Genomic DNA, 14991 nt, shown 5'->3' on the forward strand with positions numbered 1-14991 from the left:
TGACCTAAGCGCCTTTGACCTAAACGCCTTTGACGTTAAAAGCGCTCAGCAATCGCCATTGCCAAAAGCGCCCGGCAATCGCTATTGCCTCACCGCGCTGCTGCCGCTATTTATTCAGACGGTAATAGAGATCGTTCCAGCGCAGCGTGTCTTTAAACCCGTGCATGGTGGTGTGCTCGTCGATCACCACAATCTCAATGTTATGCATCTCGGCATACAGACGCATATCGTCAAGATCCAGCGCCTGGCTGAACACCGTGTGGTGCGCGCCGCCGCCGACAATCCAGGCTTCTGATGCGGTGGCCAGGGAAGGCTGAGCGCGCCACAGGGCGCGGGCGACCGGCAGTTTCGGCAGAGGCTGTGGCTGATCGATGGCATCCACCACGTTAACCAGCAGGCGGAAACGATCGCCGAGGTCGATCACACTGGCGTTCACTGCACGGCCCGCTGGTGCGGAGAAGATCATGCGCGCTGGATCGGCTTTATTACCGATGCCAAGGAACTGCACGTCAATCAACGGCTTCTTCTCTTTGGCGATGGAAGGACAGACTTCCAGCATGTGCGAACCCAGCACCAGATCGTTACCCGGCGAGAAGTGGTAGGTGTAATCTTCCATAAAGGAGGTGCCGCCAGGACGATCGCCAGCCAGCACTTTGAACACGCGCAGCAGCGCTGCGGTTTTCCAGTCGCCTTCACCGGCAAAGCCGTAACCCTGCGCCATCAGGCGCTGTACCGCCAGCCCCGGCAGCTGCGTCATGCCGTGCAGCGTCTGGAAGTTGGTGGTAAATGCCTGGCAATCTTCCGCTTCTAAAAAACGCTTCAGGCCCAGCTCGATACGCGCCGCATCCAGCACGTTCTGACGCTTTTCGCCGTTGATCGCTGCTACCGCGCTGAATTCGTACAGGCCTTCATATTCGTCGATCAGCGCATTGACGTCGCCATCGCTGACCTGATTGATCACCTCAACCAGATCGCCGACGCCCCAGCCGTTTACCGCATAACCGAACTGAATCTGCGCGGAAACCTTGTTGCCTTCGGTCACCGCCACTTCGCGCATGTTATCGCCAAAACGGGCAACCTTCAGCTGCTGGCTCGCCTGTTTGGCTATCGCGGCGCGCATCCATTTGGCGATACGTGCCAGACTGGCGCTATCCTGCCAGTGACCGGTCACGACGCTGTGCTGCAAACCCATGCGGGCGCCGATGAAGCCAAACTCACGGCCGCCGTGCGCGGTCTGGTTCAGGTTCATAAAGTCCATGTCCATGGAATCCCACGGGATCTCGGCGTTGAACTGGGTATGAAACTGCATCAGCGGTTTGTTCAGCACGCTCAGACCGCCGATCCACATTTTGGCCGGCGAAAAGGTGTGCAGCCAGGTAATGATGCCGACGCAGCTGTTATCGTGATTAGCATCGCGGCAGAGCGCCAGCGCTTCATCCGGGCTTTTCACCAGCGGTTTTACCACCAGTTTCAGCGGCAGCGCCGACTGCTGATTCATACCATCCACCACCTGCTGAGCATGCTGCTCAACCTGGCGCAGCGTCTCCGGGCCATAAAGATGTTGCGTGCCAATAACAAACCAGACGCTCAGGGAATCGAGAGAGTGCATAAAAACTCCTTAAAGTTCAGTGGAAGGGCGCGGCGCATATTGTGGTTCAGCAGCGGCACACCAATGTTGATAACGTTCATAAAGCGCCTGATAGCGCGGCACGCGGCTGGCATCGGGTTGCAGTGTACGTTCAACCGCACAGGCCATGCTCTGCTGCGCGGTAGGCACATCCGGATGCACGCCCGCGGCGACGGCGGCGAAAATGGCCGCGCCGAGCGCGCAGCACTCATCCGAGGCGACGATATCCAGCGGACGGTTCATCACGTCACAGCAGACCTGCATAATCGCCGGTGACTTACGGGCGATGCCGCCCAGCGCCAGGATGTTCTCGACCGGAATCTGCTGGCGCTCAAAACATTCCATAATGGCGCGGGCGCCAAAGGCGGTGGCCGCAATCAGGCCGCCAAACAGCGTGGGCGCATCGGTGCCGAGGTTGATATCGGTGATCACGCCTTTCAGGCGCTGGTTAGCATCCGGCGTACGCCGACCGTTAAACCAGTCAAGCACCACCGGCAGATGATCGAGCTGCGGATTGGCGATCCAGGCATCGGTAAGCTGACGCAGCAGATTTTGCTGCAGCGCGTTGAGTTCCGGTGCCAGATGTGGATGCTGTTGTGCCGCCTGTTGCAGCGGCCAGCTGAGCAGCCGGTTATACCAGGCATAAATGTCACCAAAGGCGGACTGGCCCGCTTCGAGGCCGATGGTGCCCGGCGTCACGCTGCCGTCCACCTGACCGCAAATGCCGCTGATGGCGCGATCGCCCACCTGCTGGCTGTCGGCAATCAGAATGTCGCAGGTTGAGGTGCCGATCACTTTCACCAGCGTATAAGGCTGCGCACCGGCGCCGACCGCGCCCATGTGGCAGTCAAAGGCGCCGCCCGACAGCGTTACCGCGGTGGAGAGGCCCAGACGCTGCGCCCATTCTGTGGTCAGCGTGCCGACCGCAATGTCCGCCGTCCAGGTATCGCGGAACAGCGGGAAATCGAGATCGCGGGTGAGCAGGGGATCGAGTGCATTGAGGAACGCGGCGTCCGGCAGGCCGTCCCACTGCGGATGCCACAGGGATTTGTGTCCGGCGGCGCAGCGGCCACGACGAATGGCCGTGGGCGCGGTAGTGCCGCTCAGCAGTGCCGGTACCCAGTCGCACAGCTCAATCCAGGAGCTGGCTGCTTCACGCACCGCGGCATCTTCGCGCGACACGTGCAAAATTTTTGCCCAGAACCACTCCGAAGAGTAGATGCCGCCGATGTAGCGGCTGTAATCGGGAAACTCGCCGCTGTGGCACAGGCGGTTGATCTCCTCGGCCTCTTCAATGGCGGTATGGTCTTTCCACAACACAAACATCGCGTTGGGATTGTTGGCAAACTCCGGACGCAGCGCCAGCACGCGACCTTCTGCATCGATCGGTGCTGGCGTCGAGCCGGTACTGTCGACGCCGATTCCAGTGACGTTGTCACGTTGTTCCGGCGTTAGTGCGCTCACCACGCTGACAATCGCCTGCTCAAAAGCATCAATATAATCCTGCGGATGGTGGCGAAAGCGGTTACGAGCGGGATCGCAAAATAATCCCTGCTGCCAGCGGGAATAGTTCACCACCGCCTTCTGTAATTCCACGCCGCTCTGGCAATCGACCGCCAGCGCGCGCACCGAGTCGCTGCCGAAATCGAGACCAATGGTAATTGCACCTGCGCGCATCGTTTATCTCCCTCATGAACGTTTTCCACATCCTGAGCGGGTTACGCCAGGCGGGTTAGTCCGCGTTGGCTGCAAATATGCACTTTTCTGTCATCTGCAAAGAAATCGTGACCCCGTTCAAAAGTTAATGGCTGGTTAAATTTGCTAAATCTATGGACGAAATTGTCGAATGCTGACGATGTGATAGCGCTCTACATTTTGTGAAGCGATTGCGGATAAAACTAGCGCTGCATTAATGCTGCTGGCGTGAGAGACAGGGTTAACATCTTGATTTCAGGCTTGCGCAGCGAAGAGAAGCACGCTGAAACCGTTTACACAGAACTGCCGATACGACCCTGAAAACATCATTGAGCCGGAGAGCATCATGCATAAATTCACTAAAGCGTTAGTCGCCGTCGGGCTGGCTGCCGTTATGTCACAATCCGCTATCGCCGAGACCATGAAACTCGGTTTCCTCGTCAAACAACCGGAAGAACCCTGGTTCCAGACCGAGTGGAAATTTGCTGATAAAGCAGGCAAAGATCTGGGATTCGACGTGATTAAAATTGCCGTACCCGATGGTGAAAAAACGCTGAACGCTATCGACAGCCTGGCCGCCAGCGGTGCAAAAGGCTTCGTTATCTGTACGCCCGATCCCAAACTCGGTTCGGCGATTATGGCCAAAGCGCGCAGCTACGATATGAAAGTGATTGCGGTTGATGACCAGTTTGTCACCGCCAAGGGCAAACCGATGACCACGGTGCCGCTGGTGATGATGGCCGCCACCAAAATCGGTGAGCGTCAGGGTCAGGAACTCTATAAAGAGATGCAGAAACGCGGCTGGGATGCGAAAGAGACCGCGGTGATGGCGATTACCGCTAACGAACTTGATACCGCCCGTCGCCGTACCGGTGGTGCCATGGACGCGCTGAAGGCAGCGGGTTTCCCGGAAAAACAGATTTATCAGGTTCCCACCAAATCCAACGATATCCCAGGCGCCTTTGATGCCGGCAACTCGCTGCTTGTTCAACATCCTGAAGTGAAACACTGGCTGATCGTTGGCATGAATGACAACACCGTGTTGGGCGGCGTGCGCGCCACCGAAGGCCAGGGCTTTAAAGCACCGAACGTCATCGGCATCGGCATCAACGGCGTTGACGCCATCAGCGAACTGTCGAAAGGCCAGGCTACCGGCTTCTACGGCTCACTGCTGCCAAGCCCGGATGTCCACGGCTACAAAAGTATCCAGATGCTCTACAACTGGGCCAATAAAGGCGAAGAACCTGCCAAATTCACTGAAGTCACCGATGTGGTGCTGATCACGCGCGATAACTTCAAAACTGAACTGGCGAAAAAAGGCCTGATGTAAGGCACAACGGGAGGCTCCATGAGCACTGATTCTGCATTTCTGTCGTTTCATGGCATCAGCAAAACCTTTCCCGGCGTCAAAGCGTTGCAGGAGATTAGCTTCTCCTGCAATGCAGGCGAGGTGCATGCGCTGATGGGTGAGAATGGCGCCGGTAAATCGACGCTGCTGAAAATATTGAGTGGCAGCTACCAGCCGACCGCCGGTGAAATCCACATTCGGGGAGAGGCGCAGCGCTTCTCCCATACCACCGACGCGCTCGACGCCGGTGTCGCCATCATCTATCAGGAGCTGCATCTGGTACCTGAAATGAGCGTGGCGGAAAACATCTATCTTGGCCAGCTGCCACGCAAGCACGGCATGGTTAATCGCAAGCTGCTGCGGTACGAAGCGGGGCTGCAACTGAAAAACCTCGGCATGGATATCGATCCCGATATGCCGTTGAAATACCTGTCGCTGGGTCAGTGGCAGATGGTGGAGATCGCCAAGGCGCTGGCACGTAACGCCAAAATTATCGCCTTTGATGAGCCCACCAGTTCGCTCTCATCGCGGGAAATTGAACAGCTGTTCCGGGTGATTCGCCAGCTGCGCGCGGAAGGGCGCGTGGTGCTTTATGTCTCACACCGCATGGAAGAGATTTTTGCCCTCAGCGACGCCATTACCGTATTTAAAGATGGCCGCTACGTGCGCACCTTCACCGATATGCAGCAGGTCGATCACGATCAGCTGGTGCAGGCGATGGTTGGGCGCGGCATTGAAGATATTTATGGTTACAGCCCGCGTCCTGGCGGCGCGGTGCGTTTGCAGCTGGAGAATGTTGAGGCGGTTGGCGTGCGTAAGCCGATCTCCTTGCAGGTCAAAGCGGGCGAAATTGTCGGATTATTTGGCCTGGTCGGGGCGGGCCGCAGCGAGCTGATGAAAGGGCTGTTTGGCGCCACCAAACTCAAAGCGGGACAGGTGTTTCTCGACGGTGAGCCGCTGCGCATCACCGCGCCGATTGACGCCATTCGCGCCGGTATCATGCTCTGCCCGGAAGATCGCAAAGCGGACGGCATCATTCCGGTGCACTCGGTGCGCGACAACATCAACATCAGCGCGCGGCGTCACAACCTGCACGCGGGCTGCCTGATCAACAACGGCTGGGAAAGCGATAACGCGCAGAGCCACATTCGCTCGCTGAACATCAAAACGCCGTCGGCGGATCAGCTGATCATGAACCTTTCCGGCGGCAACCAGCAGAAGGCGATTCTCGGCCGCTGGCTGTCGGAAGAGATGAAGGTGATCCTGCTGGACGAGCCGACGCGCGGCATCGACGTGGGCGCCAAGCATGAGATCTACACGCTGATTTATGCGCTGGCCAGCCAGGGCATCGCGGTGCTGTTTGCCTCCAGCGATCTGCCGGAAGTGATGGGGCTGGCGGACCGGATTCTGGTGATGCGCGAAGGGGAAATTGCTGGCGAACTGCTTCATGACGAGGCCACCGAACAACGCACGCTCAGTATGGCGATGCCAAAAACTACACAACAGGCCGCTGTGGCCTGATGCAGGAGAATAACATTATGTCCACGTCCACAACCTCGAATACGCCACCGGCGGCCCGCGGCGGCCTGAAGCTCGGGCGCATCTGGGATAATTTCGGCATGCTGGTGGTGTTTGCGCTGCTGTTTATCTGCTGCACGATCTTTGTGCCGAACTTTGGCTCGTTTATCAATATGAAAGGCCTGGGGCTGGCGATGTCGATGTCAGGCATGGTGGCCTGCGGCATGCTGTTCTGCCTGGCCTCCGGCGATTTTGACCTGTCGGTGGCGTCGGTTATCGCCTGCGCTGGCGTGGTCACCGCGGTGGTGATCAACATGACGGAAAGCCTGTGGATTGGCATTACCGCCGGTCTGCTGCTCGGCATGGCCTGCGGTTTCATCAACGGCTTTGTCATCGCCAAACTTAAAATCAATGCGCTGATCACCACGCTGGCGACCATGCAGATTGTGCGCGGCCTGGCGTATATCTTCTCCGACGGTAAAGCGGTGGGTATCGAAGATGAGCGCTTTTTTGCGCTGGGTTATGCCACCTGGTTTGGCTTGCCGGCACCGATCTGGCTGACCGTGGGCACCATGATTGTGTTTGGTTTCCTGCTGAACAAAACCACCTTTGGCCGCAATACGCTGGCGATCGGCGGCAATGAAGAGGCGGCGCGTCTGGCGGGTGTACCGGTGGTGCGCACGCGCATTATCATCTTTATTCTCTCTGGCCTGGTATCAGCGGCGGCGGGCATCATTCTGGCATCGCGTATGACCAGCGGACAGCCGATGACCTCGCTGGGCTATGAGCTGATCGTGATCTCTGCCTGCGTGCTGGGCGGCGTGTCGCTGAAAGGCGGTATCGGCAAAATTTCTTACGTGGTGGCGGGGGTATTAATCCTCGGTACGGTAGAGAATGCGATGAATTTATTGAATATCTCGCCTTTCTCACAGTATGTCGTGCGCGGTTTGATATTGTTGGCGGCGGTGATTTTTGACCGTTACAAACAGAAAGGCAAGGTCTGATCGCGGCGTTGCTCTCTCTGCCGTTTGCCGCTTTCCCCCCGGAAGGCGGCAAGAGAGCAATGAAAACCCCACTGAACATTCTGAGGCTGCTATGTATCATCGACAACTGCCTGCGGCGCAGCAAAATCCCCTGCTGCCCGGTTATCCTTTTAACGCCTGGCTGGTTGCCGGGCTGACGCCGGTCAGCGCCGACGGTCCGCTCGACTTTTTTGTCGATCGCCCGCACGGCATGAAGGGCTATATTCTCAACCTCACCATTAAAGGCCAGGGCCGGGTATTCGAAGGCGAAAATGCCTTTGACTGCCGCCCTGGCGATCTGCTGTTGTTCCAGCCAAAAACCGCCCACTATTATGGGCGTTCACCGGAAAGCGACTGCTGGTTTCACCGCTGGGTCTATTTTCGGCCGCGCGCCTACTGGAGCGACTGGCTGCAGTGGCAGGACTTGCATCAGGGCGTTGGCCGTTTGCGCCTGTCGGAAACCCTGCTGGCGGAATTCGATCGCCTGTTCGCCAGCATTGAACAGACACATACCTCGGGCCGCCGCTTTGCCGAAGAGCTGGCGATGAATCTGCTGGAACGCTTGCTGCTGCGCGCGGTGGAAGAAGATCCACGCAGCCATCAGCAGGTACGCGATCCGCGCGTGATCGAAGCCTGCCAGTATCTGACCAGCCAGCTGGCCAGCGAAGTGAAAATAGAAGAGGTGGCGCGCTATGTTTGCCTGTCGCCCTCGAGGCTGGCGCACCTGTTCCGCGAGCAGATGGGCGTCAATCTGCTGCGCTGGCGCGAAGACCAGCGTGTCATTCGGGCGCGTCTGTTGCTGCAAACCACGCAGGAGCCGATAGCGGCGATCGGCCGTCAGGTCGGCTACGACGATCAGCTCTATTTTTCGCGTGTATTTCGCAAACGGGTCGGCATCAGCCCCAGTGATTTTCGCCGCCGAAATCAGGATGCGCACGACGAACTTGTGCAGCAGGAAACATTTATGGCAAAAGGCGCCTGAAATTAGGGGGATTCCACCTTGTCCTCGACCGATTAATCAACTTAAATCTGTCAGGTAAATGGACAAGAGGAAGAACCAATGAGTGAAAAAATTCGTGTTGGCCTGGTCGGTTACGGCTTTGCCAGTAAGACCTTTCATGCGCCGCTGATTGCCGGTACCGCCGAACTGGAACTCGCGGCGGTCTCCAGCAGCGATGCAGCCAAGGTTCACGCCGACTGGCCCTCTGTTGATGTGGTAGCGGAAGCCCAGACCCTGTTTGACGATCCTTCATTACACCTAATTGTTATCCCAACCCCTAACGACACCCACTTTCCGCTGGCCAAAGCCGCGCTGAATGCCGGTAAACACGTGGTGGTGGACAAGCCGTTCACCGTGACGTTGTCACAGGCTCGCGAGCTGGATGCGTTGGCTAAAGCCAAAGGGCTGATGCTGTCAGTGTTTCATAACCGTCGCTGGGACAGTGATTTTCTGACCCTGCAAGGGCTGATCAACGAAGGTCGCCTTGGCGAAGTTCGCTACTTTGAATCGCACTTTGATCGCTTTCGTCCGGAAGTCCGTCAGCGCTGGCGTGAGCAGAAAGGCGCCGGTAGCGGCATCTGGTTTGACCTCGGCCCGCACCTGATCGATCAGGCGCTGCAGCTGTTTGGCCCGCCGGTCTCTATCTATGTTGATCTGGCCGAGCTGCGTCCTGGTGCGCAAACCACCGACTATTTCCATGCCATTTTGACCTATCCGCAACGCCGCGTGGTGCTGCACGGCAGCATGCTGGTGGCCGCTGAATCGGCGCGATATCAGGTGCACGGCACGCTGGGCAGCTTTGTGAAATATGGCCTCGACCCGCAGGAAGATCGCCTGAAGGCGGGCGAGCGTCCGCCGCAGGAAAACTGGGGTTACGATATGCGCGACGGCACGCTGACGCTTGCCGATGGTGAAGGCGTGAAGGAAGAGACGCTGCTGAGCGTACCGGGCAATTACCCGGCTTATTACGCCGCCATTCGCGACGCCATTAACGGCAACGGCAAAAATCCGGTCTCTGCCGAAGAGGCGATTCAGGTGATGGAGCTGATTGAGCTCGGCCTGCAATCCGCAGAAAAGCGTCAGGCCGTTTCGATGAAAGGGCTGTAACCAGCCGGTTGCACGCGGTTAAAAACGGGCCATCTGGCCCGTTTTTTTATGCGTTGCGCTGACGCACTTTTTCGCGAATAGCCGTTTTTTCACTGTCGCTGAGGAAGGCGATGGTCAGTCCGTTTTCCTGCGCGCGACGCAGATGTTCGCTGTTAAGACCGGCCTGCGGGGCGGCAACCTGATATTCATGTGCCAGTTCGATACCCTGAACCGCCGGGTCGTCGGTGTTCAGCGTAGCCAGAATGCCGTGATCGAGGAACTTCACCAGCGGATGCTGTGCCAGGCTGGCCACGGTGCTGGTCTGAATATTTGAGGTCAGGCAGGATTCAATACCGATACCTTGCTCAGCGAGAAAATCCATCAGCGCAGCATCTTCAATCGCCTTTACGCCGTGACCAATGCGCTCGGCACCCAGTTCACGGATCGCCTGCCAGATGCTTTCGGCACCTGCCGCTTCACCGGCGTGGACGGTCACGCGGAAACCGGCGTCGCGGGCGCGGGTAAAGTGGCTTAAAAATTCACTGCCGGGAAAGCCCAGTTCATCGCCGGCCAGATCCACAGCAACGATGCCGTCACGGTGCGCCAGAAAACCGTCGAGTTCCTGCAGGCAGGCTTCTTCGCCAAAGGTGCGGCTCATGATGCCAATCAAACGTACGTCGATATCATGCTGCTGGCGACCCGCGCGGATACCGTCAATCACCGCTTCGACCACACCGGCAATCGGCAGGTTATGGGTCATGGCCATGTAGCCAGGTGAAAAACGCAGCTCGGCATAATCAATTCCGGCACGCGCCGCGTCTTCAACGTTTTCCATGGCGATACGTCGGCAGGCGTCCAGCGAACCCAGCACTTTCACGCCCCAGTCCAGCTTCTGTAAAAAGCTCACGAGGTCCGGCTCATTTTTGGTCACCTGAACGTGCGGGCGCAGAGCAGTGAGATCGTCAGCGGGCAGGGCGAGGTTAAACTGGCGACCCAAATCAAGAATGGTCTGGGCGCGAATGTTGCCATCAAGGTGACGGTGAATATCGGTTACGGGCAGGTGGGAATTGAACATGGCGCACTCACTTAATTATTCGTCTGGTAAAGTGCAGAGCAGTATAAAAACATCTTGCGCAACAGCGCCAGCAGTTTGCGCAAACCAGCATGCTGGATGCTGACAATTTACGCGGACAGCCGCCAAAACCGGAAACGTGAGCTAAGCGACAACCCCAACATATACCCGCTCCGTGAGGGGCTGGTAACCGATCGGGCAGGGCAGGTCACCTATACTGTAATGACCCATAAGGGTAACTGGAGGTGATTATGTCAGAACGTCCTGAACCAACCGATCCGTTAACGGATGATGAACCGGTGCCGCAAACTCCCGAGGATATTGGTGAAGATGACGATGAGGACGATCCCTTATCGGATGACGAGCGCGGGCCTGACCCGACCACCATTGTCTGAGCCATCACCTAAACCGCCCACTGGGCGGTTTTTTTATGTCCCGCACAGCGATTTCTCTCCCGCCATGGCTGCATCCCGTGGAATAAAACCGCCTTATTACTTTGGTTTTACCGCTTCGCTGCGGTAAAAAAATCACCAATAGATTCAACAGTTATTATTTTAATAAAACGTTTTACCTGAGCTGCGATATTTCAAATTCCTTATTAGCGTGTATTATAATTTTATTAATAAATTCAGCGTGGTGTAACGTTTTACCACCTGTTATCAAGGCAGGAATTTGCGCTTATGTCACTGAAAAAAACCACAATTAATGATGTTGCCGCGCAGGCGGGTGTCTCAGTCACTACCGTGTCGATGGTGTTGTCAGGTAAAGGCCGAATCTCCTCGGTGACCTCAGAACGGGTTCACGAAGCGATCGAATTACTCGGTTATGTGCCTAACCGCTCCGCCACCATGCTGCGTGGCGGCGGCAGCGGTGCGGTGGGATTGATCGTGCGTGACCTGTGCACGCCGTTTTATGCCGAGATGATTGCCGGTCTTAGCGATGCGCTGGAACAACAGGGCAAGCTGCTGGTGTTGGCGCAGAGCGGTGCAGAAGGCCATCAGCTGCAACGCAGCTTTGATATGCTGGTGGCGCAGGGCGTGGAAGGCATTGTGCTGGCAGGCGGCGTGGAGGGCGCCGGCGAACTGAGTCTGCGTGCTCAGGAGCTGGGCGTGGCCATGGTCTGCGCCTCGCGGGCCAGTACGCTGGAAGAGCTGGACGCTATTCGTCCCGACAACATGCAGGCCGCCAAAATGGCAACGGAATATCTGATCAAACGCGGCCATCGCGCTATCGCCTGGCTCGGTGGCAGCGCGGGCTCGGTAACACGCGCCGAACGCGTTGGCGGCTACTGCTCAACGCTGATGCAGCACGGTTTGCCGCTGCGGAGCGAATGGGTCATCGAATGCGCCGACCAGCAGCGCGACGCCGCCGAGCGGGCGCATACTCTGCTTCAGCACCATCCGGCGATCACCGCCGTGCTCTGCTATAACGCCGCGGTGGCGATGGGCTGCTATTTTGGTGCGCAGCGGGCGGGACGTCGCATCGGCGGTGAGGTGTCTGCCGCCTCGCTGGCGCTGGTAGGATTTGGCGATGCGCCGGAAGCGGAACTGACCGACCCGCCGCTGACCTTTATCACCAGCTCGGCGCGTGAAATTGGTCGCAACGCTGCTATCCGCCTGCTGCGTCGCATTCAGGATCCGCTGGAGCCGGTGCAGAACGTTATCGTACCGGCGCGGCTGGTGGAGCGCCTGTCGGCGTAAAGCGGGCGGTGAAGGATAAAAAAAGGGTCGCCTGAGCGACCCTTTTTGTTGCAGCGAACCGAAATGGCTTACTGCGGCATGCCAGCGGGAATACCCAGCATGTAATGGGCGAGGAACTGATCGAGCGGCATTTTGTCGCCGTTCATCGTCACCTGACCGGTGGCATATTGCAGGCTGGTGACAATGTTGTCGTCCTGCTGGGTGGTCAGACGGAACATCTGCCCCATCGCGGCAAAACCTTTTACCTGCTGCTCAGCCAGCTTGTTGGCATCGGCTTCGTTGTAACCCTGAGACATGCCGACGCGGCGCATCACTTCGGTGGCCATATCCATATTGATCACCAGCTTGCCATCCACGGTTTTCAGCACGCGATCCACGGCATCACCCAGCGTCTGCGGTTCGCCAGTCACGGTAGCCGGATCTTTGAAATTCACGGCAAAGTTAAGCGTGCTTTCGCCTTTGCTGTTTTTCCAGCTCAGCGGGGCGATGTTGACCACCGGGCTGCCTTTCAACAGCAGCGGCAGGTTATTCGCCAGCACCTGGCGTACGCCCAGCTGATAACGCAGCGGATCCTGCGCGATGCCCGGCTGGTTCATCAGCTGTTCCATCTGCGCGTTGTAGCTGGTCTGGAACGCCTTGAATGCGTCACCATCAAGCTGTGACAGTTTCAGCGTCAGCTTCGCCTGGCCGAAATCCTGATTCAGCAACGTGATTTTGTCTGCGGCCAGATCGGTATCACCGGCGATCAGGTTATCTTTAGCATCAAACGCCGATTTCAGTTTCACGCCCTGTAACGCAAACGCATCCTGACCGTTGACGCTGGCGGTGAGTTTATCCAGCTTGAGGTTCTGATCGCCAATGCGCACGCCCTGCGCGGTCAGATGAGTGTTACCGGACATCTCCATACCGTTAAGGGTAAACAGCACCGGCTGGTCCATCTGGTTTTTACTGGTCACAGCCAGGCTGCCAATCGAGCTGTCGAAAGAGACTTTATCGCCTTTGCTGTCGGCGCTGATGTTGAACTGACCGCCGTTGGTGGCCAGGCGCTCGCCGCTCTGCGCGTTCTGGTAATCCACCGGCAGCATATTCACGGCGGTATCGGTCGCGCCGCTGTAGCCAATACGCGTTTCAGCCTGCATCAGCGATTTGCCCTGGGTCAGCTCAAACAGGCGCTTTAGCGCTTCGGTGTTTTCCAGCTGGCTGTGTACCGACGCCATGCTGGGAATCAGGTTAAACTTTTTCAGCTGGGCAAAAGGAAAGGGGCCGTGATCGATATTTTCATTGAGCACGATGCTCTGGCCCGGGCGCAGAAAGGCGTTATCTTCGGTCTGTGAACTGGCCTGAATCACCACTTTGGCCTGGCTGCTGAACACGCCGCGCTGATAATCCTGATAGCTCACCTTGAGGCGGCTCAACGGGGCGATCTGATTCAGCTGGGCGTTGGCCTGCTGCACCAGCTCATCGCGATGATTTTCCAGCTGCTTACCGGTGAACCAGGCGGCGCCGGTCCATACCACGCCGAGCGCAACGATCACGCCAACGGCAATTTTGCTTTTGTTCATGGATTCATCCTTTTACCGTGTCATTCGCCCGCTGGCTGCCGTTGGGCGAAGAAAAGCGCCCCAGGGGCGCTTAGTTAATTTCTTGAATAATAATAGCATTTGGCACGCAGGCCGTCAGCCGCCGTCAGCAATCATTATAGACCTGCGCCAGACGACCACTGCCGCTGACTGAAACGGGCCAGTCGTTGGCCGCCACGAAGCAGGATTCACCCGCTTTCAGCGTAATGTTGCCGTGCTGCGCGGTCAGCGTCGCCTCGCCTTCGATGCAGAACAGGATCGCTGCGCTGTGCAGGCTAACAGCCTGCGGCTGCGTGTTCAGCGTGTGAATCGCAAAGGCGAAATCGTCCACCGGGATTGGGAAATGCAGGCTGTTGCCCTGCGCCTGCGGCGTGGTCAACAGCGTCGCGGCCGGGCTGGCGCTGAACCTGACATTGGCCAGCAGCTCGGGAATATCGATGAACTTGGGGGTCAGTCCGGCACGCAGCACGTTATCGGAGTTAGCCATCACCTCCAGCGCCATGCCGTGCAGGTAGGCGTGCGGCGTTTCCGCAAACAGAAACATCGCTTCGCCCGGCTGCAGCTCAATCACGTTGAGCAGCAGCGGCGAAAACAGGCCGCTGTCATCGGGATATTCGTCGGCGATAAAGGCGATCGCCTGCCACGGCTGACCCTGATGGTTAAGCAGCGCCGATTTCAGCACCGCCAGCGCGCGCGATTTTTCCTCATCGCGCAGCGACAGCAGGCGGGAGAACAGCTCAGCCAGATGTTTCTCGTCGGGCTGCTGCAAAAAATGGGCGATGGCAGGGTGCGCGCCCGCCACCGGCTGCAGCAGCGAAACCATCTCAGGCAGCTCGCGAAAGCCGTTCATCGCCAGGAACGGCGTCAGGGCATAAACCAGCTCCGGCTTGTGGTTGGCATCTTTGTAATTACGATGGGCGGCATCAATCGGCACGCCCTCGTGATCCTCTTTAGCAAAACCGGCTTCCGCGGCGGCTTTGCTCGGATGCACCTGAATCGACAGCGGCTTGTCGGCGCACAGCACCTTAAACAGAAAAGGCAGTTCGCCAAAACGTTTTGCCACGGTATCGCCCAGCATCGATGACCTGTCGTTATCGATCAGCGTGCGCAGCGACATGGGCTGACCGTTGATTTCAACCTGCGACGGGCTCTTTGGATGGGCGCCCATCCAGAGTTCCGCCACCGGCTGTTGCTGAGGATTGGCTATGCCGTAACGTTCAGCCAGCGCCGTTTTGCTGCCCCATGCGTAATGTTGCAGCGTATTGATCATTTTTTGCATCACAACTCCCTCGTAAGCGATTTTTCTGGCGTTATTAAAGCAGAAAGCCAGATGAAAAAACCTG

At 57.6% G+C, this 14991-nt stretch carries 12 protein-coding genes; 7 read left to right on the forward strand and 5 right to left on the reverse strand.

Features of this window, described 5'->3' with window-relative positions:
• Positions 1–106: 106 nt before the first annotated feature.
• Both araA and EM595_RS08630 read right to left on the reverse strand, forming a co-directional pair.
• Positions 107–1609, reverse strand: coding sequence for an L-arabinose isomerase (gene araA / locus EM595_RS08625; RefSeq protein ID WP_067430411.1), 1503 nt, complete (start codon positions 1607–1609; stop codon positions 107–109).
• A 9-nt stretch (positions 1610–1618) separates the two neighbouring features.
• Complete coding sequence (locus tag EM595_RS08630; protein ID WP_067430414.1) at positions 1619–3304, reverse strand: ribulokinase; 1686 nt, start codon at positions 3302–3304, stop codon at positions 1619–1621.
• 364 nt (positions 3305–3668) lie between these two features.
• On the opposite strand from EM595_RS08630, the gene EM595_RS08635 reads away from it, so the two are divergent.
• The 5 genes from EM595_RS08635 to EM595_RS08655 all read left to right on the forward strand — a co-directional run bounded on the left by EM595_RS08635 (position 3669) and on the right by EM595_RS08655 (position 9317).
• On the forward strand, positions 3669–4652 hold the full coding sequence (locus EM595_RS08635; protein ID WP_067430416.1) for an arabinose ABC transporter substrate-binding protein: 984 nt from the start codon (positions 3669–3671) through the stop codon (positions 4650–4652).
• Between the two features lie 18 nt (positions 4653–4670).
• The gene (gene araG, locus EM595_RS08640; RefSeq protein ID WP_067430419.1) at positions 4671–6191 is read left to right on the forward strand and encodes an L-arabinose ABC transporter ATP-binding protein AraG; all 1521 of its coding nucleotides are present in this window, start codon (positions 4671–4673) and stop codon (positions 6189–6191) included.
• Between the two features lie 17 nt (positions 6192–6208).
• Positions 6209–7192, forward strand: coding sequence for an L-arabinose ABC transporter permease AraH (gene araH, locus EM595_RS08645; protein WP_067430421.1), 984 nt, complete (start codon positions 6209–6211; stop codon positions 7190–7192).
• A gap of 91 nt (positions 7193–7283) precedes the next feature.
• Positions 7284–8192, forward strand: coding sequence for an arabinose operon transcriptional regulator AraC (gene araC / locus EM595_RS08650; RefSeq protein WP_067430424.1), 909 nt, complete (start codon positions 7284–7286; stop codon positions 8190–8192).
• A gap of 78 nt (positions 8193–8270) precedes the next feature.
• The gene (locus EM595_RS08655) at positions 8271–9317 is read left to right on the forward strand and encodes an oxidoreductase (RefSeq protein WP_067430426.1); all 1047 of its coding nucleotides are present in this window, start codon (positions 8271–8273) and stop codon (positions 9315–9317) included.
• A 46-nt stretch (positions 9318–9363) separates the two neighbouring features.
• On the opposite strand, the gene add is transcribed toward EM595_RS08655, so the two are convergent.
• On the reverse strand, positions 9364–10371 hold the full coding sequence (gene add, locus EM595_RS08660; protein ID WP_067430429.1) for an adenosine deaminase: 1008 nt from the start codon (positions 10369–10371) through the stop codon (positions 9364–9366).
• 248 nt (positions 10372–10619) lie between these two features.
• Between add and EM595_RS21265 the strand changes: the two genes are divergently transcribed.
• Both EM595_RS21265 and malI read left to right on the forward strand, forming a co-directional pair.
• Positions 10620–10763, forward strand: coding sequence for a hypothetical protein (locus tag EM595_RS21265; protein WP_173645362.1), 144 nt, complete (start codon positions 10620–10622; stop codon positions 10761–10763).
• A gap of 285 nt (positions 10764–11048) precedes the next feature.
• On the forward strand, positions 11049–12068 hold the full coding sequence (gene malI / locus EM595_RS08665; protein WP_067430433.1) for a Mal regulon transcriptional regulator MalI: 1020 nt from the start codon (positions 11049–11051) through the stop codon (positions 12066–12068).
• A 68-nt stretch (positions 12069–12136) separates the two neighbouring features.
• On the opposite strand, the gene EM595_RS08670 is transcribed toward malI, so the two are convergent.
• Both EM595_RS08670 and manA read right to left on the reverse strand, forming a co-directional pair.
• Positions 12137–13630, reverse strand: a complete 1494-nt coding sequence (locus EM595_RS08670) for a YdgA family protein (protein WP_067430436.1) — start codon at positions 13628–13630, stop codon at positions 12137–12139.
• A gap of 124 nt (positions 13631–13754) precedes the next feature.
• The gene (gene manA / locus EM595_RS08675; RefSeq protein WP_067430439.1) at positions 13755–14927 is read right to left on the reverse strand and encodes a mannose-6-phosphate isomerase; all 1173 of its coding nucleotides are present in this window, start codon (positions 14925–14927) and stop codon (positions 13755–13757) included.
• Between the last annotated feature and the right edge of the window lie 64 nt (positions 14928–14991).

The sequence above is a fragment of the Duffyella gerundensis genome (assembly GCF_001517405.1).
GTDB classification, from domain to species: Bacteria; Pseudomonadota; Gammaproteobacteria; order Enterobacterales; family Enterobacteriaceae; genus Duffyella; species Duffyella gerundensis.